Consider the following 20,752-nt stretch of genomic DNA (forward strand, 5'->3'; position numbering starts at 1 on the left):
GCCAAATGCCACTAACCACAGTATATGCGTCTCTTCGTGACTTCTCTTCTGCGCTTGCAGGCAATCATACTCTTCTTTGTGCTGACATCGGCAACGGTGTCGGCACAAAAATATTTCCGCTCCTGGAACAAGGCCTCAGGACTCTGTGACAACAGCATCTGCTGTATCAAACAAGACAAGCACGGATTCCTCTGGATTGGATCCTTCAACGGCCTAAGCCGCTATGACGGCTACCAGTTTGAGTCGTTCTATCACGACGCAAACAACCCCCAATCAATCGCCAACCGGGTGGTGCGGACACTCTGCCCCACTGATGACGGTATCTGGATTGGTACCGACAGTGGTATCGACTTCTACTCCTTTGACGACGGTTTATTCCATCACATGCCAACAACAGACAGCCAGGGCAGAACTATCCCCTTCGTGAGGCGTGTCAACCATATCGTGGAGACACAACATGCCCTCTTCGTTGCCGATGACAATGGAACCCTCTACAAATACGACCGGGAGAAGGAACGCCTATGTACGGTCAAACAGCATAGCAAACGGTATGATGCCGTGACGGTCTATCGTGACAACCTTCTGGCCGTGGCCAGTGCTGACGGCATCCGGCTGCTCGACAGCGATGGAGAGACGCTCATTGACTTCCTGCCCCAAAAGCTTCGCACAACCTTGCTGGCCAACATCTACTACAGCAAAAACAAGAACACACTCTTCGTAGGCTATGGCATCGGATATAAAAGCCATGCCTTCAAAATAGAGAACAACCGCATCAAACCCTCCAACGAGTATTCGCCCGAAGGACTGATGGCTACCGTTGACTATGGATCCTACACCGTTTTTGGCATCGACGGAGGAGGGGTTGTGTTCGATAGCGGACAATCACGCATCGTCTTCAATCCCTACAACAGCAACATCTCTGGAGATGCGGTCTACGCGCTTTTTGTCGACCAGCAGCAGAACCTCTGGATAGGCACCTACCGCATGGGGATGAGCCTCTACAGCGAACAGTTCAGATGGTTCAGCATCCTGAGCCGCACTAACCACCAGCTATCCTACGACATCGTCACTGCTGTCATTCCCACGCAGGAGAAGCTTTATCTAGGACTCGACGGCGGAGGTTTTGAAATTCACGACCGCAAGACAGGACAGAAGACTACCTATACGACAGCCAACAGCCAATTGCCAGGAAACAACATCACGTCGATGACCGACGATGGCGACAACATCTGGATGACCGTCTACACCAAAGGACTCGTGAGATTCAACAAAGCCTCCCACTCCTTCACCACCTATCGCATGCCCCAACGGAGCCATGAGTCACAAAACCTATGGACCCTCAAGGACGACGGACAGGGGAACCTCTGGATAGGAAGCTCCGACCTCTTCGTCTTCAATAAACGCCATGAGACGATCAGCCAGTTCAATATCGACAACGCTTACTGCATGGGCATCGCCATGGACAGCCGGTATATCTGGCTGGCATGCCGCTTTCAGGGACTGATAAAGATTAATCGTAAGAACGGAAAGATTGAAAAGCGCTACAACACCCAATCAACGGATATCCGACTGCCCGACAACAACACCCGCTTCCTCTATCTGGGGCAAAACGGCAACATATGGTTCACCATCGAGCATGTAGGCTTCTTCCGCATGAACGAGAGACAGGGAACGCTGACCTCCTATGGTGCCGAACAGGGACTGAACGAAACAAACGTCACCTCTATGCGCGAAGATCAGCATGGGAATGTGGTCGCAGGAACATACGATGGTCTGTTTCTGATGACAGCAGGAACGGAAAAGTTCGTGCGTCTCAACGTGGATGAGGGGGCATCGGAATTTACCTACAACTGCAATGCTGAACTGGCTGGTACCACCTACTTCGGCACCACCAAGGGACTCGTCTACTTCGACATCTCCAAAATCAGGCTGCCACAAGGCACCAACGAGGTGTTCTTCCAGTCGCTCGAACTGCTCAACAGCAAAAAGACTTACAATCTCTATACCACCGGCAACCAGGAACAAAGGCTAAGCCACAACGAAAACTTCTTCACCATCAGGTTCTCCACGCCCGATTTCGTCAGTTCCAACCGTATCATCTACTCCTGTCTACTGGAAGGCTTCGACACCCATTGGCGTGAGGTGACCGTGGGCGCAATCCAATACACCAAGGTACCGCCCGGCCATTATACCCTCAAGGTGAAGTCGACAAGCGACGGTGTCAACTGGTCGAAAACACGCACGCTCCTGATTGTCATCACCCCACCCTGGTATCTCAGCTGGTGGGTCAAGCTGTGCTATCTGATCCTGGCTGTGACCATCTGTTGGATAGCCGTGAGGATATGGATGAACAACCTGGCCGTGAGACACCGGATGCAGATAGCCGAGGTGGAGAAACAATCGGAAAAGCGACTGAACGAGGCGAAGACCAACTTCTATACGAGCATCGTGCACGAACTGCGCACTCCCGTTTTCCTCATCATGGCACAGATAGAGGAGATTCTCGAAGGGGGAACCGACCCCGTGAAGGCTCCCCGAGTCTATATGAATGACATGCTGAGAAACGCCAAACGACTCAACTCTCTCGTAAGTCGCGTAGTGGACTTCAGGAAGGTGGGAGCAGAAAACCTCCGGCTGAGCCTCAAACGTCAGGATGTAGTGGAGTTTTGCAGGACGCTGAACGACAACTATACGGACATGTTCGGCCAAAAGAATATCGAGTACCGCTTCGAAGCCTCGCATGACGAGATTTTGCTCGACTTCGATAGCTTCAAACTTGAGCTCATCATCTCCAATCTGATTACCAACGCCTTCAAATATACCAAGAAAGGGGGAAAGGTGAGCTTCGGCATCGAAGAGAGCAACGACCGGGTCATCTTCCACATATCTGACACAGGCATCGGTATTGACGAGAAATTCCGCGACACCATCTTCGAAAGTTTCTTCCGTTCGGAACGGGGCAAGAAGCAAAGTGAGGGAGACGGACTTGGCCTTTCTTACGTCAAAAACCTGGTGGAGCTGCACGGCGGAAGAATCAGCGTGGAATCGGAGATGGGCAAGGGATCGACCTTCTCATTTTACATTCCGAGACACCAAGATTCGGAACGGATGGCTCCAGCCAAAACGATACTTGCCAATAAGACAACCAGAAACAACCCAACAGCCATACACTCGGTTCTGATTGTCGATGATGAACCCGAAACAGTGGAACTGCTGGAGCGAGGACTCTGCAGAGAATACCGCATCGAAAAGGCATACAATGGCGAGGAAGGCATCACCAAAGCGCTGGAGACCCTGCCCGACATCATCATCTGCGACCTGTCCATGCCTAAGATGGACGGGCAGCGGATGCTGGTTGGACTACGTACCCAAACATCACTGCAACGAACCAAGATTATCGTGTTCACGGCCAATACAGCCGAAGACGAGATGATGCAGGCCTTTGACAATGGTGCAGATGCCTATCTCACCAAACCTATCTCGCTACAACTGTTGCGCAAACGTATGGCCAAACTACTGCAGGTGCAGTCGGACACACCGGTACAACCCAAAACCTCTGCCGACTCCTCTCCTGCCCCCATCAAACAATACAGCAAGGAAGAGCAACTATTCATCCTCCGTTGCCGTACTGTCATCGATGAACACATCAAGAATCCTGACTTCAACGCCGAATTCTTTGCCGACCAGATGGCTATGAGCCACTCTTCCCTTTACAAGAAACTGAAACTTATCACCAACATGTCGCTCATCGAGTTTATCAACGACTACCGCATTTACAAGGCATCACAGATGTTCCGCAACGGGGAGACAAACGTGAAATCGGTGGCAGAGGAATGTGGCATCAGCGATGTAAAAAACTTTAGGAAACTATTCAAAAAGCATACCAATGTCACCCCCAAGGAGTATATCTCCAGCCTGTAACACCATGACCGATTAGCTCCAGTCAAGAATTATCGTTGTCGCAATTACATGCCGGAATCACGACCTTATCCTCGGTAAATCTCAAAAATATTGCTAAATATGGAATAATTGTCCCTTCATTTTCTTATTTCACTACATTTTACATCGTCCCCTATGCATGGCTGCAGATTGTCCGGACCATGAGCACGGCTGACTACCAGCGGATGAAGAAGTGTGCCACCGTCAGCATTTTCCGCCACAAAGACAGCAACTTCGCTCTCTCCGAAGCCGTCAACGCCCTCTGCAACAATGAGCTCTTCGACCATCTGCTCCCCCTTCTGAAATCACCGTCATCATATGGAATGACGGATATTTTCCCAAACAAACTTCTCCTTAGTCTGAGAAACGAGAGGGTGTTGATTTCACTGCTGAAAAATCTCAACGACTACTGGTTGGGCGAACTCGCCGAAAATTACAGCGTAGACCTGCACCTCTTCTGTCTGACAGAGCAAAACATCCAAGCCATATACGAGATTGTCATCGATACCCCCCGTGCGTCGACCCAGATAAAAAACTACATGAGAGAGAACATAGGCGTCTATCATGAGTTTATGGGCAAAGGCAACCTCAAGGAGGGCAAACGGCTGGCCCAGAGCAACAGCCAGCTCCTGCTTTGCTATGAAGCGGTGGAGCAATTACAGCAGGGCGCCCATGACTATTGCCGACTTGTTGTTTTCCAAATCCATCTGTCAAAAGTTTCTGTCGTGGCAAAGATACACATTTTTTCGTGTTCCTGCAAAAGAAACAATGATACATCTTATTTTAACATGTGTGCTTCGCATCATACTTCTTTGTCTCGCTGTACTGGTAGCCGAATAATCTGCACATCATGCCACAATTGTTTAGTTTAATATCTTGCATGCCTTGCACCAACTGTATCATTTTGTTTTTCCGTGGCTTATTGACTGAAGCGTTTCGTATCCAATTATCTTCGATAGCGCATAAAAATTATCCACGCAATATATATAAAATAGGTGATAACACGCAAGGCTGCATATCTTTAGGTGGCTATTTGTTAACTGCTGTTAAACTTTGGTTTTTGTCTACCAAAACGTATCTTTTCTTAAATATTTCGTGTATCTTTGTTGCCGAAATTAGATTTTAAACAAATTAATGTTTCATTAACTCAAATAAAGTAATAGTCTATGCGTGAGAAAAGACTTCTATCCCTGATTGCCGCTTCCGCATTCTGTGCTCTCACCATGAACGCCCAGACCAACCTGGCCGTTCAGTTGAAGAGTGGCACCACGCAGAAGTTTGACATCAGCAGCATCAACAAGATGCTGGTCAGTTCCCAGTCACTCGCTGTTTATACCACTGACGTGAAAGCCTTCGCCATTTCGGACATCCAGAGTCTGAAGTTTGTGCAAGTGGCTACCGGCATCAGTGCCGTGAACGGCAACGGACTGGCCGTGAACCGTCAAGGCGACCATCTGACCATTACGGGCGCCAAACCCGATGACCAAGTTTCCGTTTACAGCGTCAACGGACAGACAGTAGGCCACTTTCGGGCTACCGAAGAGGGCACACTCAACTTAAGCGGCCTCAGAAGAGGTGTGTATATCATGAAAATCAACAACAAAACCATCAAAATCTCCAAGTAATGAAAAAATTCTTTTTACTCATCGTATGCGCCCTCATGGGCATATCTTCATATGCACAGCAGGAACCCAACCGTCTGATTGTGCGTGACAACATGGGACAGGCTCATCCCTTCCATGTAAACCGTATCGACAGTATCGCCTTTGCCACCGTTGAAGGTACGGTAGCCGCCGAAATCAGCGTGGAGGATGTAACCATCAAGGATGAAGCCAAGGGTACAAAGGACATGGTGAAACTGGCCATCACACGTACACCAGCCTGCGCCGCCTTCCAGATTATGTGTGTGAAGAAGGCGAACGCCGACCGCATCACCACCGACGAGTATGCTGAGTACACTTTCAAATACAGCGACTCCAAAACAATGTATTATCAGGACTTCACCGCTGCCGAGATGACTGGCTTCGACTTTGCCTTCACTCCAAATACGGACTATACCATCGTGACGCTGGGCTACGACCAGTATGGCACCGCCTGCGAGATGAGAAAGGCTGACTTCCACACGCCGAATATCGCCCTTGTGGGTACTCCCGTCGTAAAGGGTGAGGTGACCGATCTCACCACCTCGACCATCGAAGTGAAATTCACCAAGACAGCCGATGTCAAGGGTTTTGCCGCCTGCTGTTTCAAAGAAGGCGAGGCTCAGAAGCAGTTTGAGATGTTCGGCGCATGGATGGGCTTAACCAGCATTGGCGACATGGTCAAAGCATGGGGTTTCCAAAGTGTATCTGACACCACCTTTGTCTGGACCGACATGACCCCTGGAACCAAATACGAGATTTACACCGTATGCTGGGACATCAATGGTACCATGGCCGACGTGGACAGCATCCCTGTAACTACAAAGCAACGTGGCGGCGAAGGTTTGGCTGAGGTGAGCATCACCATCGGAGGCTCTAAATACTATGAGGAATGGGATGCCTTCACTCAGAGGATTATTTTCACCCCCAATGAGAACGTGTCGGTTTATCATGCCTGTATAGTTACAGACAGTCTGTGCCAGGCCGACCCCAATTTTGTTGAGACCTATCTGAAAGATCAAGCGAAAGAAGGATCTTACGAATGGGATTTGTACGATGTAGACGACTATGAATGGGAGTTGTATCCCAATGCCAAGTTCGTGGCTGCTGCCGTAGCCAAGAATGTCAATGGCGAGTGGGGACCAGTGGTAACCAAGGCATTCACCACTCCCGAGGTGGCCGACGAGATTGTTCCTGCCAGCGACGCTGCTATGTACGCTCCCGCTAAGGCCAGCACGAAGATGGACCTGAAGCGCGGCATTGCTCCCCGCATCAAGAAGAACGCTCCTGCCACCCAAATTCCCGGATGCTCTCCCTACATCCACGTGAAGAGAGCGAAGAAGGGTCTGGAACTCATCGCCCGATAACGGCTGCGGGAACACTCCCGACGGAGCCCAACCTGTGTCATGATTCCTCAGGTATTCCAATCAAAGAAATTGAACCGAAACGAGGACGTGACTGACTGGTGTGTCTCCGAAAAGTCGGACAACAAATCAATTATTAATTATTCTACCCTTTATAGTAGTGAGCCCGGTATTGTGCCGGGCTCATTTCTTTATGCTTCAATTTTAGGAGTGTACTATATAATAGGGTGTCCATTTTGGGTACAACAAACTGGACCCCCTAATTATTTGGTATTGCAGATAATCTTTGCGACCTTTGCGGCTTGGCGAGAAATATACCACGCCATAAACATCTGCGAGAAAGGACTCTCGCAAAAGAATATAGTCCTTGCGACCTTTGCGGCTTGGCGAGAAATATATCACGCAATAAACATCTGCGAGAAAGGACTCTCGCAAGGGAATATAGTCCTTGCGACCTTTGCGGCTTGGCGAGAAATATACAACGCAATAAGCAATAAACATCTGCGAGAAAGAACTCTCGCAAAGGCGCAAAGAGCGCAAGAAAATGGGGTCATCCGACATTTCGAGTGATTATCATTTGTAGCAGTGTGCTCTGTATTTATTACCTTCATTGCCGATAAGGTTACAAATCTTGTCTGTGGCGTTTTCATATTTGCGGTCATGCTATATCTCGAGTGACAATATATTGTTGCGTGGTCTATGCATATATATATCATTGCCGATAAGGTTAATAACCTTACGCCTGCAAGGTTAATAACCTTAAGGCCGTAAGGTTATTAACCTTATCAGGGATGCAAACGCATTCATATCCTATGGCAAATGGTTTCACCCACTTCATTTAATAATTTGCCTTTGCCTTCCCTTTTCCTTTCCTTGCAGCCGGCGACCTTTGGTTCAGCCGGGACCTTTGGTTCAGGGCGTTCATAACACTAATGACCGATTTGGGGCGTATGCAGCCGTATTTGTCCCCACCAGCAAAAAAATAATCCCCACAATGTCGTTATTTGGAATTTAATTTGTATTTTTGCAGCCGAAATCAACAAGTAAAAGAAATATGGACGATTATCACGCGGAAAACAAGAACATTGTTTGACGGAGATAAGCCCTTGCTTAGCAGGCTAATCTTCGCCAGTGAACTAATTTTTAAACAACGAGGATTAGCACAATGAAAACTTACTGGAACACCGAGAACACCCTACAGGCCATTCCCGAATGGCAGCCCAACTGCTGGATACAGGTTACATGCCCCACAGAGGAGGACCAACAGTATCTGGAGGAACGATTCAATATTCCCGACTATTTCCTTTCGGACATCAGCGATACCGACGAGCGGGCACGCTACGAGTATGACGACGGATGGATGCTTATCATCCTCCGTATACCATATGTCAAGGAGGTGCGCTCGCGTACACCGTATACTACTGTTCCCCTGGGTATTATCCACAAGCGCGACGTCACCATTACGGTCTGCTATTACGAGACCAATATGATGATAGACTTTGTCAGCTACCAGCAGAAACGCGGAGAGGGCTTCACCGACTATGTCGACATGATTTTCAGGCTCTTCCTCTCCAGCTCCGTATGGTACCTGAAAAGACTTAAGCAGATAAGCGCGCTCATAGAGAAGGCCAAGCACAATCTCGACCATGAGGTGAACAACGAGAGCCTCATAGGACTGAGCCGCCTGCAGGACTCGCTGACATATTTCGTAACATCCATCAGGGGCAACGAGAACCTGTTGGCAAAGCTGAAATTCAAGCTGCAGGTCGACGAGCTTGATGCTGACCTTATTGAGGACGTGAACATCGAGATGACACAGGCCAGGGAGACTACCAACATCTACTCGAACATCCTGGAGTCGACGATGGATACTTATTCGAGCATCATCAACAACAACATGAATACCGTCATGCGTACGCTCACGGCTGTTACCATCATCATGATGTTCCCCACACTCATCGCCTCGCTTTTCGGCATGAACCTTATTAACGGCATGGAAGCCAACCCCTTCGGATTTGCCATTGCCATAATTATCTCGTTCTTCGTAAGTGGATTGTCATGGGGCATTTTACGGCATAAAAGGCTCATTTGATGTGACTGGTAAAGAAAAATCTGCAAAAAAACAAGATTTTATTAGGAATTTACACTTTTTTTATTTAAGTTTGCACGATGTAAACTGAAAAATGAGTACAGCGTGCCTTTGGCGCATGTACGGACAATAACCGAATCATAAACTCAAATAAAGTTAAATGATGGACTCTCAAGAGAACGCCCTGCAACAGGGAACAATGGCTGAGGAACAGCAGGAAGCCGTTACCTCAGCTGAAGAAGTACAGAACACAAATGCCGAGCCACAGGCTGAGAACGACTCTGCCGTGCCTGTCGCCAAACAAACCTTCAAGTCTAAGGAAGAGGTGCTTGCACGCCTGAAAGAACTTGCCAGCAGCGAGGAAACGCCTGACAAGGAAGAAGTTGACCACCTGAAGACTGTATTCTACAAGATGCATGTCGCCGAGAGGGACGAGAAGCAAAGACAGTATCTTGAAGCTGGTGGTGACCCGGAGAAGTATCAGGTGCTTCCAGACGAAGACGAGAAAGAATTCAAGGTTGCCATGGGCGTTATCAGGGAAAAGAGAGCCGCGCTGTTTATGCAACAGGAAGCTGAAAAGCAGGAGAACCTGAAGCGCAAACAGGAAATCATTGAAAAAATCAAGGCTATGGCCACATCGCCCGATGAGGCCAACAAGTCATTCCAGGACTTCAAGGCTTTGCAGCAGGAGTGGAAGGAGATTAAGGCCGTTCCTGCCGAGAAGGCCAACGAGCTGTGGAGAAATTATCAGCTGTATGTAGAGCAGTTCTACGACCTGCTGAACCTTAACCGTGAGGCTCGTGAGTATGATTTTAAGAAAAACCTTGAGATAAAGACCAAACTTTGTGAGGCTGCCGAGAAACTGGCTGATGAGAGCGACGTTATCAGTGCCTTCCATCAGTTGCAGGAACTGCATCAGCAGTATCGTGAGGCTGGCCCCGTTGCAAAAGAACTGCGAGAGGAGATTTGGGCACGCTTCAAGGCCGCCTCTACAGTAATCAACAAGAAACACCAGCAGCACTTCGAGGGACTCCGTGAGAAAGAGGAGGAAAACCTCAGACGCAAGACCGAACTGTGTGAGAAAGTTGAGACAATAGCCAAGGAGGAAAACAAGTCTGCCAGCGACTGGGAGAAGCGCACCAAGGAAATCATCGAAATACAGACCGAGTGGAAGACCATAGGTTTCGCTCCGCAGAAGATGAACGTCAAGATATTCGAGCGTTTCCGTGCTGCCTGTGACGATTTCTTCAGCCGCAAGGCCGAATTCTTCAAGCAGATGAAGGAGAGAATGGCCGAGAATGCAAAAAAGAAGAAAGCGCTCGTTGAGAAGGCACAGGCATTGGCCGACAGCACCGAGTGGAAGTCTACATCCGACAAGCTCATAGCCCTGCAGAAGGAATGGAAGACCATTGGAACAGCACCAAAGAAGGTTGGCGACCAGCTATGGAACGATTTCCTGTCTGCCTGCAACCGATTCTTCGAGGCCCGAAACGCCGCCAATGCCGGAGTGCGCAACGAGGAGCATGCCAACCTTAGCAAGAAGCGCGAGATTATTGAGAAACTCAAGGCCGTAGCTGAGGAAAAGGCTGATGATTTGCAGGAGAAGGTACAGCAGCTTGTAGAGGAGTATAATGCCGTAGGACATGTGCCGTTCAAGGACAAGGACAAGCTTTACAAGGAATATCACGAAATCGTTGACAAGCTGTTCAGCGACTTGCACATCTCCAATGCCAAGCGTCGTTTGGACAATTTTAAGAGCAATCTCAAGAATGTCGCCAAACGTGGTGAGGAGGCTCTTGACAACGAGCGTGCACGGCTGATGAGACGCTACGAGCAGCTAAAGCAGGAAGTACAGACCTATGAGAACAACCTCGGATTCCTCAACGCAAGCAGCAAGAAGGGCAATAGCCTTATTGACGAGATGAACCGCAAGGTACAGAAACTCAAGGACGAGGCAAAGCTCGTAAGGGAGAAAATAAAGGCCATCGACGCAGAGAACAAGGAAGACTGACGCTCTGCCCCGACAGGTGTGCTAACAGAATAACGGGAGGGAAAACCATATTGGATGTTTTCCCTCCCGTCTTCGCATTAGAGAATTTTATACTATAATTCTTGTTTCTCTGCTGTCATTATTCTTTCTCGCAGCAGTGCTTGTCATCAGTTATCTGGCAGCCGGAGTAAATGGCAGCATGCAGCTTGGTACGTTTGTGCAGGTACGTGCAGCCTTGTTCAGATACGATGTGATAAGCTTCTTGAAATTCATTACCATTTTCTTAATCATAATTGTTACCCTTTCAAACTTTAACCTTAAAATACTTTTAATCTTTAATCTTAGAATAATGTTGTCGCTACTTATGCGCAGGTAAAGCCCCTGCTGTTGATGAGGGCCTCGCCATAAAGCCTCATGGCCTCGCAATAAATGCGTGCGAACTTTTTCATCGCATTCTTGATTGTGTTTGTCATCCTTTTCATCGTTTTACCTTTTAAAGTGTTACTAAATACTTTATTTATCGTTTGTGTCGGTGCAAAGTTAATGCCCTTTGCTGACTGATTGTGTTAAAACCATATTAATATGCTGCAACAACAGCTTTTTCTTGACACGGGTCAAGATGGTTGATTGGGGTCAAGGGTTTTTCTGCCAATATGCCCTGTCTGTCATGTCAGACATGTTGTCACATACCTGCCCCGTATCATGACAGCTCATACTATATAACCTTATCTTCATCCCTGAAATTGTATGAAAACAAGAAAAAAACATGTGGCAAACAAAAAAAAGAGCGCAAATATTTTGGAGGTTGAGAGAAAAGATGTAACTTTGCATCGCAATACAGAGATAAATCTGAATAACATTGGGATATGGTGTAATGGTAACACTGCAGATTCTGGTCCTGCCTTTCCTGGTTCGAGTCCGGGTATCCCAACGAAAAGGAACTTGCCTCATGGTAAGTTCCTTTTATTTTCTTCTAACAATGCCTTTTTATCTCTGAGCATCACAGCTTCCACCATGTTTGTCCTGTCTGCTTGCTGACATAATCTGTGGTATCATTATCTTTGCGCTCTTTGCGCCTTTGCGAGAGTTCTTTCTCGCAGATGTTTATTGCGTTGTATATTTCTCGCCAAGCCGCAAAGGTCGCAAGGACTATATACACTCGCAAGGCCTTTGTACCCTCTGCGCAGCCAATGTATGTTCTGTGCTTGACAATGCAGGGATTTTTTTACTAAAAAAGGAGGCGGGCATCTTATGATGTCTTCCGCCTCCTCGAATTGATAAAGAATGCAGTTATCCTAATGGTGCTGTGTTGGGATCAGTCGTCCCATGGACTTGACGGCTTGTTGTCCCAGATGTTCTCGCTCTTGCGTTTACCGTAGTAGTGTTTCTTTGACTCGGCATGGTCAAGTCGTGAGCCTACCAGTATGTTGCTGTGGAGTCTGGCCTTTATAGGCTCAGCCTCCGGTCTGATATATTTCCTTTTCATAATTGTATTAGTTGATAGTAGAGTTGTACATAGAGTTGATTACTTAACAACAACCTTGCGGTCGTTGACGATGTAGATGCCGGCAGGCACGCTGACGGTCTGCTGTTCGCCAGCCTTGAGGCTGAGTTTTGTCATCACGCTTCCGCCTACGTGTGTTATCCTTATCGTGGTGTCGGCAGGAGCAGCTATGATGATGGCCCTGTCGCCTGTGCTCACGCTTATTCCGTTGCTGTTGTCACCGGTCAGGGTGTTCTCTATTCCGTCAGTCTGCTTGTTGTTCTCGTCAAACACTATGCCGAAGCGGCTTGCCGAGGTGCTGCCCTCGTACATGAAGTATCCGCGGAAGGGGTATACGTAAAGCCACGGGCCGCTGACGATGTTCTTCGAGCAGAGGAACCAGTTCTTGGCGAAGTAGAAGTAGTTGCCCGTCTTGTCAAGCTTGGTGCCCGCATAGGAAGCCTTCGGAGTGAAGGCGCAGGCAGTATTGGCGAGCGTACCTGTAGCGTTGTCGCCATTGAAGGTGTAGTCATCCTCGTTCATGCCGGAGGTAGCCTTGATGGTGGCTCCATACTGCAGGGCTGTGAACAGGCAAGATGTCTCTGCGGGAGCGGTCTCTACGTGTACCATGTATGGCTTGTTGGCCTCGGTGAGCGTACCGGTGTAGTCTACGAAGTGGGCGTAGTTCTCATAGTAGTCTATGGGGTTTCCGGCCGGCTCGTTGGTATAGCTCATGCAGTTGTCAGCCTGCAGTGTCTTCACGGTGAAGGTCACGTTGTTGACAGGATTGCCGTTGTAGTCGAGGTTGCGGTGCATGGCGTTCTCGTCGAGGTTGAGTGTGAATGGCAGCATGATGGTGGCGTTGGCCGACTGGCCGTATTCCTGTGAGTTTACTACGGTCATCATCCTGTCGTACTTCACATAGTCACTTGCGCCTACGCTGATGTCATATGGTGCGTAGAAGGGGTGCTTGTCCGTGAGGATGATGTTGGAGCACGAGGTGAACGTTCCGGCGAGAGTCTTTGTTGCGCAGTTGTTGCTTGCCAGGGTGGTGTATTGCGGCAGGTATAGCAGTGCGTTCTTGCCCAGATTAGCCTGTAACTTCTTCAGTCCGTCAGGCTGGTAGACATTTAGCAGCTCGCTTGCGTCGACGTACAGTATCTGGCTTGCGCTAATGCCTGCCTCCGCAATCTTGTTGTTTATGGCAGTGGCAATCTGTTCAGACGTGAGGTAACCTTCGACAGGGCTTCCGTCCTCTTTGATTGTGGTGATCTTCACTCCGTAGTGTGCAAGCTCGGCATCGCCGTCGTAGCATGTCGTGCCGTAGAGTGGTGTCAGCTCGACAGCGGGAGTGTAAGTTTTCTTGATGACATCCACCTCCATGTGGTAGAATGCGTAGTTGCGGTGTTCCGATGCTTTTGTCGGGGCTATGTTGTAGCGTGTCTCGTCGGCTGTGAAGAGATAGGCGTTGCCCGTCTGGTCTTTTGGCACAGTCATTACATCGAATTTGTTGTCGCCCTTGTTCTGGCTCAGATATTCTTGTATTGAGAACGGGTATTCTGTCCAGTAGCGTGTCTGTGTGTCGGTGCTGTTGTTGTCCAGTTTGTCGGCGTTGTTGAACTGGAATGGATTGTTTCCTACTTTATCTACCCTCACCTTGTCGGTGTATGTGTGGTTAGGGTTGTATTCGGCGTTGTAAAGGTTGTATGCCGTTTTCCAGTATGGTGACGCCACGAAGTTGTAGCGGCTCTTGCCTATGCCCGTGCCGTCATAGTAAGTGTTGTCGGCATAGTTGCTTCTGAGGTTCTCGAAGGTGAAGGTCCAGTTGCCCTCGCTCTCGTCAGGCACGTAGAAAGTGAACTTTCCTCCGCGTACGCTGAAGTTGCTTGCCGTGAAGGTGTTTGTAAGGGTGTAGCCATTGAGGTCATGACACACGACGTCCATACTATATATATAAGGATTGAGCGCCTGCATCTTGACATCCAGGTATACGAGTGCATTGTCCGAGCCTATAATCTCGAACTTTACGGCGTCGTTGTTCATGTCGTCAACGCTGAAAGCCTGGTCCGTGGTGCTATTTACAGTATAGTCTGTATATGAAACTCCATCTTTGTCGTAAAGTCTGAGGGTGAAATCTTTGTCATTATTGGTGTTCTTGCGGCCGTAGATGGTAGCTCCCGTTATACGGTAGCCCAACGGCAGGCTGATGTTGTTCTGCGATATGGCTGCTGTCGGCGACTCTACATAGTATGTGCCGGAGCCGAGGGAATAGTGATATTCGTAAACATACTTAAATTGTTCCCACGACCAATTTCTACCTGTTTCTACCGTCTTTATCTTCTTCGTTGTTGCAACATTTTCCGTTGCCACGCCTTCACTTACTGCATCTTCCTGGAAGAGAGTCATATTAGCCTTAAGGCTCTTGACATTTTCGTAGGAGTATGAATAATAGTATGTCTTTCCGTCCTTTGTATTAGGCTTGATGGGGCCAAGATCTGATGAACCCACATCGAAAGGCGAGGTGGTGACACTCACGGCTGTATTTGAGGATGCTGTTGGCCGTACGTTGATAGTTACGTCATTATCTGCGGCAAACGTTATCTGGAAGGACTTGACGGTAAGGGCAAAATAGCCTTTATCTTCATGATGTATCCTGAAGTACAAGTGGTCGCCCATGTCGTCCTTACTCGTAGCAGTGCGCTTAATGGTATATTCTGTATCCTCCGCTTTATTGCTCATCACCGTCTTCCCATCCGGAGCAGTTGCTTTAGCCTTTGGCTGGTTGTAATTAAAGTCACTTTCTGTCTCGTAAAAGGATTTTGTGATTCTAGCAATATCTAACCCTTGTATGTCCTTTCCTACATTGTCGTTGACAAGAACTATCTCGTAGCTTGTTATGCGATAGCCTTTGGGCATGGAGAGTATTATATATCCATCATATGGGACGCCTCCAGATATATAGAATGTACCTCCATCTTTCTTCAGCAAGTTTCCTGCTGGATTAGCGAACTCGCCACCAGAGTTTAGTTTGTCATCATCTGCAACTGTTAGCGATAGCGGTAACTGGTCGTGTCGCCATAGCGAACTCCATCCGTTTTGGAATCCTACCTCGTTGTCAGTAGTCAGTGCGGCAACGAACTTGCCTGTTTCTGGGCTAACGACAACATCCTGAGCATACATGTTATGCCAGGAACCTATCGCAACCATGACTATCATGGCTACCTTCACGAAAGTGCGTCTTAATAAGTTGACTGTTTTCATAAATGTATTGTTTGAATTATTAATATATTTGCATAGAAAAAATCATAACTTGCAGGGTAGCTTTCTTACCCGGCATTGCCTTTGAGAGATCCATCGTTATGGATTAGGAATTGCGACGTAAAGTTAATGGCTTGTTGCGACTGAGTCTTACTGTTTATTGTATTAGTCTTCAGTTTTCCGCTCTTATGTACTTATTAGAACATCAATACCATTTTCCTTTTTAGTCTGAGTCTATCTTTACCTGATTTTTCTCTTAATCTCTTAAATGTTTTGCAAATTTATCCTTTTTCTTCTGTGCAGCCAAGAATTATTGCTGATTTTTCTGGGGCTTTAACTCTTTTTTACATGTATGGCGTGTTTGGCTTGTCGTCCGTAAAGCGAAGTAAGCAATAGGCTTTCTTTTTGCTTCTTTAGGGCATGTTGCTCGCTGTCATGGCAGAACCAATTCGCGCAACATGCGCTCTATCTAAAAAATATCTAATTTAAATACAAAAAGCACGAATATTCGAATAATTAGCAGTAACTTTGCGTCAAATATCATGTATGCTGCCAGTTTCGCATCGACGAGACTCGGAGCAACACAAAACTTATTAATTACATAATTATATTATATAACAAGGCAAGAGACAACTGATGACAAAGACAGAACAGTTGGTAACATCCATTACCAAAGGAATACAGGAGAAAAAAGGACAGGACATAGTAATAATAGACCTGAGACGCACAGACGGAGCAATAGCAAGTTATTTTGTGATATGTCAGGGCAACTCACCGACGCAGGTGGAGGCAATTGCCGAGTCGGTGGCAGAGACGGCCAGGAAGGAAACCAGCGAGAAACCTGCCAATGTCAACGGACTGGGCAACAGCCAGTGGGTGGCCATCGACTATATCGACGTCATAGTACACATCTTCCTGCCCGAGACGCGCTCTTACTATGCCATAGAGGACTTGTGGGAGGACGCAGAACAGACCAACTTACCGAACATCGACTGACAAAGGTAGAACAAATACAAGAATAATGGACAACAACAACAGAAATATGGATGATGGCAACCAGCCGAAGATGCCCCGGTTCAACATGAACTGGATCTATGGCATCATCATTGTGGCGCTGGCCATACTCTTCGTGACAGGCGGAGGTAACTCGCTCGCAAGCGGAGCAGGCAACTCACAGGACGCTACATACACCAAGTTCAAGGAGTATGTGGAGAAGGGGTATGCCAAGAACGTCATAGTAAACAAGGACGAGGGCGAGCTGAGAATGTATGTGCAGCCAAAGCACATACGCACGGTGTTCAACAAGAGTGCCAAGCAGATGGGAGCCAACGCGTATGTCAGCGTGGTATATGGCTCTACAGATGACCTCGACAGGTATCTTGCCGACGCGCAGAAGCGTGGAAAGATTGTTGACTACAGCTATGAGAGGAAAGAGGGCAACGAATTCCTGAACTTGCTCATCAACCTCTCGCCAATACTGATATTCTTCCTCTTCATCTGGTTCATGGGCAGACGCATGGGCGGCGGAGGCGGCGGAGGAATGTTCAGCGTGGGCAAGAGCAAGGCCAAGCTGTACGAGAAAGCCAACGACCTGGGCATAACGTTCAAGGATGTAGCCGGACAGGAGGGCGCAAAGCAGGAGGTGCAGGAGATTGTGGACTTCCTGAAGAACCCACGCAAGTATACCGAGCTGGGAGGAAAGATACCTAAGGGCGCCCTGCTTGTAGGCCCTCCGGGAACAGGTAAGACCCTGCTGGCAAAGGCCGTGGCAGGAGAGGCCGGAGTGCCGTTCTTCTCCATGAGCGGCAGTGACTTCGTAGAGATGTTCGTGGGTGTGGGAGCAAGCCGTGTGCGTGACGTGTTCCATCAGGCTAAGGAGAAGTCGCCATGTATAATATTCATCGACGAGATTGATGCCGTAGGACGAGCCAGAAGCAAGAACCCCGCAATGGGAGGCAACGACGAGAGGGAGAATACCCTGAACGCACTGCTCACCGAGATGGACGGCTTCGGTACCAACAGCGGAGTGATAGTACTCGCCGCCACCAACCGTGCCGACATGCTCGACAAGGCTCTGCTACGTGCAGGACGCTTCGACAGGCAGATTAACGTAGACCTGCCCGACCTCGCCGAGCGCAAGGCTATATTCCAGGTTCACCTAAAGCCTGTGAAGAGGGATGATACTGTTGACGTGGACTTCCTGGCCCGACAGACACCGGGTTTCTCGGGAGCCGACATAGCCAACGTATGCAACGAGGCAGCACTCATAGCCGCACGCCATGACAAGCAGACCGTGGGCAAGCAGGACTTCCTCGACGCTGTTGACAGAATTATCGGAGGACTGGAGAAGAAAACCAAGGTGATGACGGCGGCAGAGAAACGCTCCATAGCCCTGCATGAGGCCGGACATGCCACCATCAGCTGGTTCTGCGAGCATGCCAACCCGCTGATAAAGGTCAGCATCGTGCCACGTGGACAGGCGCTTGGAGCAGCATGGTACCTGCCAGAGGAAAGACAGATAACAACCAAGGAGCAGATGCTCGACGAGATGTGTGCCCTGCTCGGAGGACGCGCGGCAGAGGAGCTGTTCACGGGACATATCTCCACGGGTGCCATGAACGACCTGGAGCGTGCCACCAAGAGCGCATACGGCATGATAGCATACGCCGGCATGAGCGACAGGCTGCCCAACATCTGTTTCTACAACAACCAGGAATACCAGTTCCAGAAACCATACTCGGAGACCACGGCGAAGATTATCGACGATGAGGCTCTGAAGATGATAAACGAGCAGTATGTGCGTGCCAAGGCGTTGCTGACCGAGCACAAGGAGGGACACAACCAGCTGGCCGAATTGCTCATAAGCCGTGAGGTTATCTATGCCGAGGATGTGGAGAAGATATTCGGCAAACGGCCATGGGTGAGCCGCTCGCAGGAAATCATTCAGGAGAATGAGAACCTTGACGGACCACGGCTTGAGGACATGCCCGACGAGGTGAAGCAGGCACAGGCTGAGCACGAGAGGGCAATGGCAGAGAAAAATAGCGAGAACAACCAAAAAGAATAGTATCATGACAGACAAACAGAAAAACTTCGTCGTCCGCACCATCACGGGCACGCTGTTCGTGGCCATTATGGTGGCAGGCTTCCTCAATCCCAGGGCAATGGTATTCCTCTTTGCCCTCATCACAGGACTGAGCGTGTGGGAATACACGGGACTTGTCAACGGCATCGATGACGTAAGGGTGAACCGCTTCATCTCCACCGTGGCAGGCGTTTACCTGTTTCTGGCCGTGGCGGCATGGCGAATGGGCTTGGTGGCAAACTTCATCATCGTCGTGCCATATTTGCTCACCATTGTGTACCTCTTTGTCAGCGGGCTGTTCACGTGCAGCAAGAACCCCGTTGCCGACTGGGCATACACCATGCTCGGGCAGATGTATGTCGCACTGCCTCTGTCTATGATTAACATCCTCGCCTTTGAGGTGGATGGCCAGTGGGGCGTAAACTTCGATCCACTGCTGCCACTAAGCATCTTCATATTCTTGTGGACCAACGACTCGGGGGCCTACTGCTGCGGCTCGCTGCTTGGGAGGCATAAGCTCTTCCCAAGGGTAAGTCCGGGCAAGAGTTGGGAAGGATCCATAGGCGGATGCGTGCTGGTGCTGGCTGTGGCGGCTCTTATCGGCTGGTGGGCCAACAACGGCGACATGAAACACCAGCTGGGCATGGCGGCATGGATGGGACTCGGACTCGTAGTAGTGGTCTTCGGCACGCTGGGCGACCTTGTGGAGAGCCTCTTCAAGCGTACTCTCGGCATCAAGGACAGCGGCAACCTGCTGCCCGGACACGGCGGCATGCTCGACCGCTTCGACTCAGCACTCATGGCCATACCGGCTGCCGTGATATATCTGTATACCCTCACACTGTATACTCAGATGTAGGCGGCGAGGCATCATCACAAAAGTGGAGATAATGCTCGTATCGGATGTTTGAGAAAGAAATAGCAAAATACGAGTCCTTGGCAAGGGACTACATCAACAATGTGGCCTTGCCGATGGGCGAGACGGAGTTCAGTAATTACTCTGCCGTACTGTTTTCTTGTCACAGCTGCGGTATAGAGGGGTCTACTTTCTCTGTTGATGATACTCGTGCGCTGTTTGAGCAGCAACTGGGATATCAGCCCACAGGAAAGTCGTTGCTTGAATGTCAGGAAATGGCAGACCACTTTGCCGCATACCGTTATATGCATGCCAATCTTGACCATCCTTTTGACGAGGAACTGCTCAGGGAAATCAATCGCCTTGTCACTCTCCATACACTCACATATAAGGTTCCAGATGCCATACCGGGCGAGTATACAACGGTTGACATGGCGGCTGGCGACACGGTGTTTGGCAATCATCAGCAGCTTGTCGCTCAGGTGCCAGGGCTTATGGAGGCTACTGCTAAAGCCATGAAAAGCGCGTCGGTTCACCCGATGATTGTCTCAGCTCGCTTTCATGGCTATTTCGAATACTTGCATCCCTTCCGTGATGGAAATGGACGTACAGGCCGGTTGCTGTCGAACTTCATACTTCTGAGCAATGGCCTGCCAGAGCTTATCATAAGGAAGGAGTGGCGGGAGGAATATGTTGCCGCCCTAAGAGCCAAGCGTACCGAAGGTGCTGATGAGCATCTAATAGCTTTCTTCTTCAGGTCTGCTATAGACCAAATGGAAGAAGCTTTAGAGCAGAAAAGAAAGGCAAGCAGGCCGATACTCTTTTTCTGAAACCTTTTTCTTGTTCACCTGCTATTCACTTGTCACTGTGTAGTTTCCTGATTTAGGTTTACTGCTTATTTGCAAAAATACAGTACCCGGCATGCGCTGTAAGCACAGAAGCACACAGCCCAGGGTAGAGCGTAGCGACACCCTGGGTGTAGGGTGATATATACCATGCGCGCTGTAAGTGCAAAAGGGTTATCCGCCCTGCTGTTATCTACGCTTTT

The 20,752-nt window shown here is 49.0% G+C and carries 12 protein-coding genes and 1 tRNA gene; 11 read left to right on the plus strand and 2 right to left on the minus strand.

Features of this window, described 5'->3' with window-relative positions:
- Window positions 1-24 precede the first annotated feature (24 nt).
- The 7 genes from CIL02_RS09050 (at window position 25) to CIL02_RS09085 (ending at window position 11,953) form a co-directional block, all read left to right on the plus strand.
- The gene (locus CIL02_RS09050) at window positions 25-3,921 is read left to right on the plus strand and encodes a hybrid sensor histidine kinase/response regulator transcription factor (RefSeq protein WP_094401076.1); all 3,897 of its coding nucleotides are present in this window, start codon (window positions 25-27) and stop codon (window positions 3,919-3,921) included.
- A gap of 179 nt (window positions 3,922-4,100) precedes the next feature.
- Window positions 4,101-4,811 carry a hypothetical protein gene (locus tag CIL02_RS16330; RefSeq protein ID WP_094401078.1) on the plus strand — a complete coding sequence of 237 codons (711 nt, stop codon included), beginning with the start codon at window positions 4,101-4,103 and terminating at the stop codon, window positions 4,809-4,811.
- A gap of 294 nt (window positions 4,812-5,105) precedes the next feature.
- Window positions 5,106-5,564 carry a T9SS type A sorting domain-containing protein gene (locus tag CIL02_RS09060; protein WP_094401080.1) on the plus strand — a complete coding sequence of 153 codons (459 nt, stop codon included), beginning with the start codon at window positions 5,106-5,108 and terminating at the stop codon, window positions 5,562-5,564.
- Window positions 5,564-6,946: a hypothetical protein gene (locus tag CIL02_RS09065; RefSeq protein WP_094401082.1), complete on the plus strand. Its 1,383-nt coding sequence runs from the start codon at window positions 5,564-5,566 to the stop codon at window positions 6,944-6,946. Before CIL02_RS09060 ends, CIL02_RS09065 begins: the two co-directional genes overlap by 1 nt.
- A 1,162-nt stretch (window positions 6,947-8,108) precedes the next feature.
- Complete coding sequence (locus CIL02_RS09075) at window positions 8,109-9,035, plus strand: magnesium transporter CorA family protein (RefSeq protein ID WP_094401086.1); 927 nt, start codon at window positions 8,109-8,111, stop codon at window positions 9,033-9,035.
- Between the two features lie 157 nt (window positions 9,036-9,192).
- Window positions 9,193-11,043 (plus strand): DUF349 domain-containing protein, encoded by a 1,851-nt coding sequence (locus CIL02_RS09080; protein WP_094401088.1) that lies wholly within the window; start codon window positions 9,193-9,195, stop codon window positions 11,041-11,043.
- Window positions 11,044-11,882: 839 nt separating this feature from the next.
- A tRNA-Gln gene (locus tag CIL02_RS09085) sits at window positions 11,883-11,953 on the plus strand.
- A gap of 384 nt (window positions 11,954-12,337) precedes the next feature.
- Here CIL02_RS09085 and CIL02_RS16335 read toward each other — a convergent pair.
- A complete protein-coding gene (locus tag CIL02_RS16335) occupies window positions 12,338-12,508 on the minus strand; it encodes a hypothetical protein (RefSeq protein WP_170935055.1) in 171 nt (56 codons plus the stop codon).
- A gap of 39 nt (window positions 12,509-12,547) precedes the next feature.
- Window positions 12,548-15,766 (minus strand): hypothetical protein, encoded by a 3,219-nt coding sequence (locus tag CIL02_RS09090; protein ID WP_094401090.1) that lies wholly within the window; start codon window positions 15,764-15,766, stop codon window positions 12,548-12,550.
- Between the two features lie 633 nt (window positions 15,767-16,399).
- Here CIL02_RS09090 and rsfS point away from each other — a divergent pair.
- The 4 genes from rsfS to CIL02_RS09110 are packed head-to-tail and all read left to right on the plus strand — an operon-like array spanning window position 16,400 to window position 20,534.
- Entirely contained in the window at window positions 16,400-16,759 is a 360-nt protein-coding gene (rsfS, locus tag CIL02_RS09095) for a ribosome silencing factor (protein ID WP_094401092.1), read from the plus strand.
- 25 nt (window positions 16,760-16,784) lie between these two features.
- Window positions 16,785-18,830 (plus strand): ATP-dependent zinc metalloprotease FtsH, encoded by a 2,046-nt coding sequence (ftsH, locus tag CIL02_RS09100; RefSeq protein ID WP_094401094.1) that lies wholly within the window; start codon window positions 16,785-16,787, stop codon window positions 18,828-18,830.
- Window positions 18,831-18,834: 4 nt separating this feature from the next.
- A complete protein-coding gene (locus CIL02_RS09105) occupies window positions 18,835-19,707 on the plus strand; it encodes a phosphatidate cytidylyltransferase (protein ID WP_094401096.1) in 873 nt (290 codons plus the stop codon).
- Window positions 19,708-19,751: 44 nt separating this feature from the next.
- Window positions 19,752-20,534, plus strand: a complete 783-nt coding sequence (locus tag CIL02_RS09110) for a Fic family protein (protein WP_094401098.1) — start codon at window positions 19,752-19,754, stop codon at window positions 20,532-20,534.
- The last annotated feature ends 218 nt before the right edge of the window (window positions 20,535-20,752 follow it).

The sequence above is a fragment of the Prevotella sp. P3-122 genome (genome assembly GCF_002251365.1).
GTDB lineage: Bacteria > Bacteroidota > Bacteroidia > Bacteroidales > Bacteroidaceae > Prevotella.

Excerpts from the sequence above, each read along its gene's own strand:
- CIL02_RS09050 (WP_094401076.1), top strand. The coding sequence starts at position 25 with ATGCGTCTCTTCGTGACTTCTCTTCTGCGCTTGCAGGCAATCATACTC.
- CIL02_RS16330 (WP_094401078.1), top strand. The coding sequence starts at position 4,101 with ATGAGCACGGCTGACTACCAGCGGATGAAGAAGTGTGCCACCGTCAGC.
- CIL02_RS09060 (WP_094401080.1), top strand. The coding sequence starts at position 5,106 with ATGCGTGAGAAAAGACTTCTATCCCTGATTGCCGCTTCCGCATTCTGT.
- CIL02_RS09065 (WP_094401082.1), top strand. The coding sequence starts at position 5,564 with ATGAAAAAATTCTTTTTACTCATCGTATGCGCCCTCATGGGCATATCT.
- CIL02_RS09075 (WP_094401086.1), top strand. The coding sequence starts at position 8,109 with ATGAAAACTTACTGGAACACCGAGAACACCCTACAGGCCATTCCCGAA.
- CIL02_RS09080 (WP_094401088.1), top strand. The coding sequence starts at position 9,193 with ATGATGGACTCTCAAGAGAACGCCCTGCAACAGGGAACAATGGCTGAG.
- CIL02_RS16335 (WP_170935055.1), bottom strand. The coding sequence starts at position 12,508 with ATGAAAAGGAAATATATCAGACCGGAGGCTGAGCCTATAAAGGCCAGA.
- CIL02_RS09090 (WP_094401090.1), bottom strand. The coding sequence starts at position 15,766 with ATGAAAACAGTCAACTTATTAAGACGCACTTTCGTGAAGGTAGCCATG.
- rsfS (WP_094401092.1), top strand. The coding sequence starts at position 16,400 with ATGACAAAGACAGAACAGTTGGTAACATCCATTACCAAAGGAATACAG.
- ftsH (WP_094401094.1), top strand. The coding sequence starts at position 16,785 with ATGGACAACAACAACAGAAATATGGATGATGGCAACCAGCCGAAGATG.
- CIL02_RS09105 (WP_094401096.1), top strand. The coding sequence starts at position 18,835 with ATGACAGACAAACAGAAAAACTTCGTCGTCCGCACCATCACGGGCACG.
- CIL02_RS09110 (WP_094401098.1), top strand. The coding sequence starts at position 19,752 with ATGTTTGAGAAAGAAATAGCAAAATACGAGTCCTTGGCAAGGGACTAC.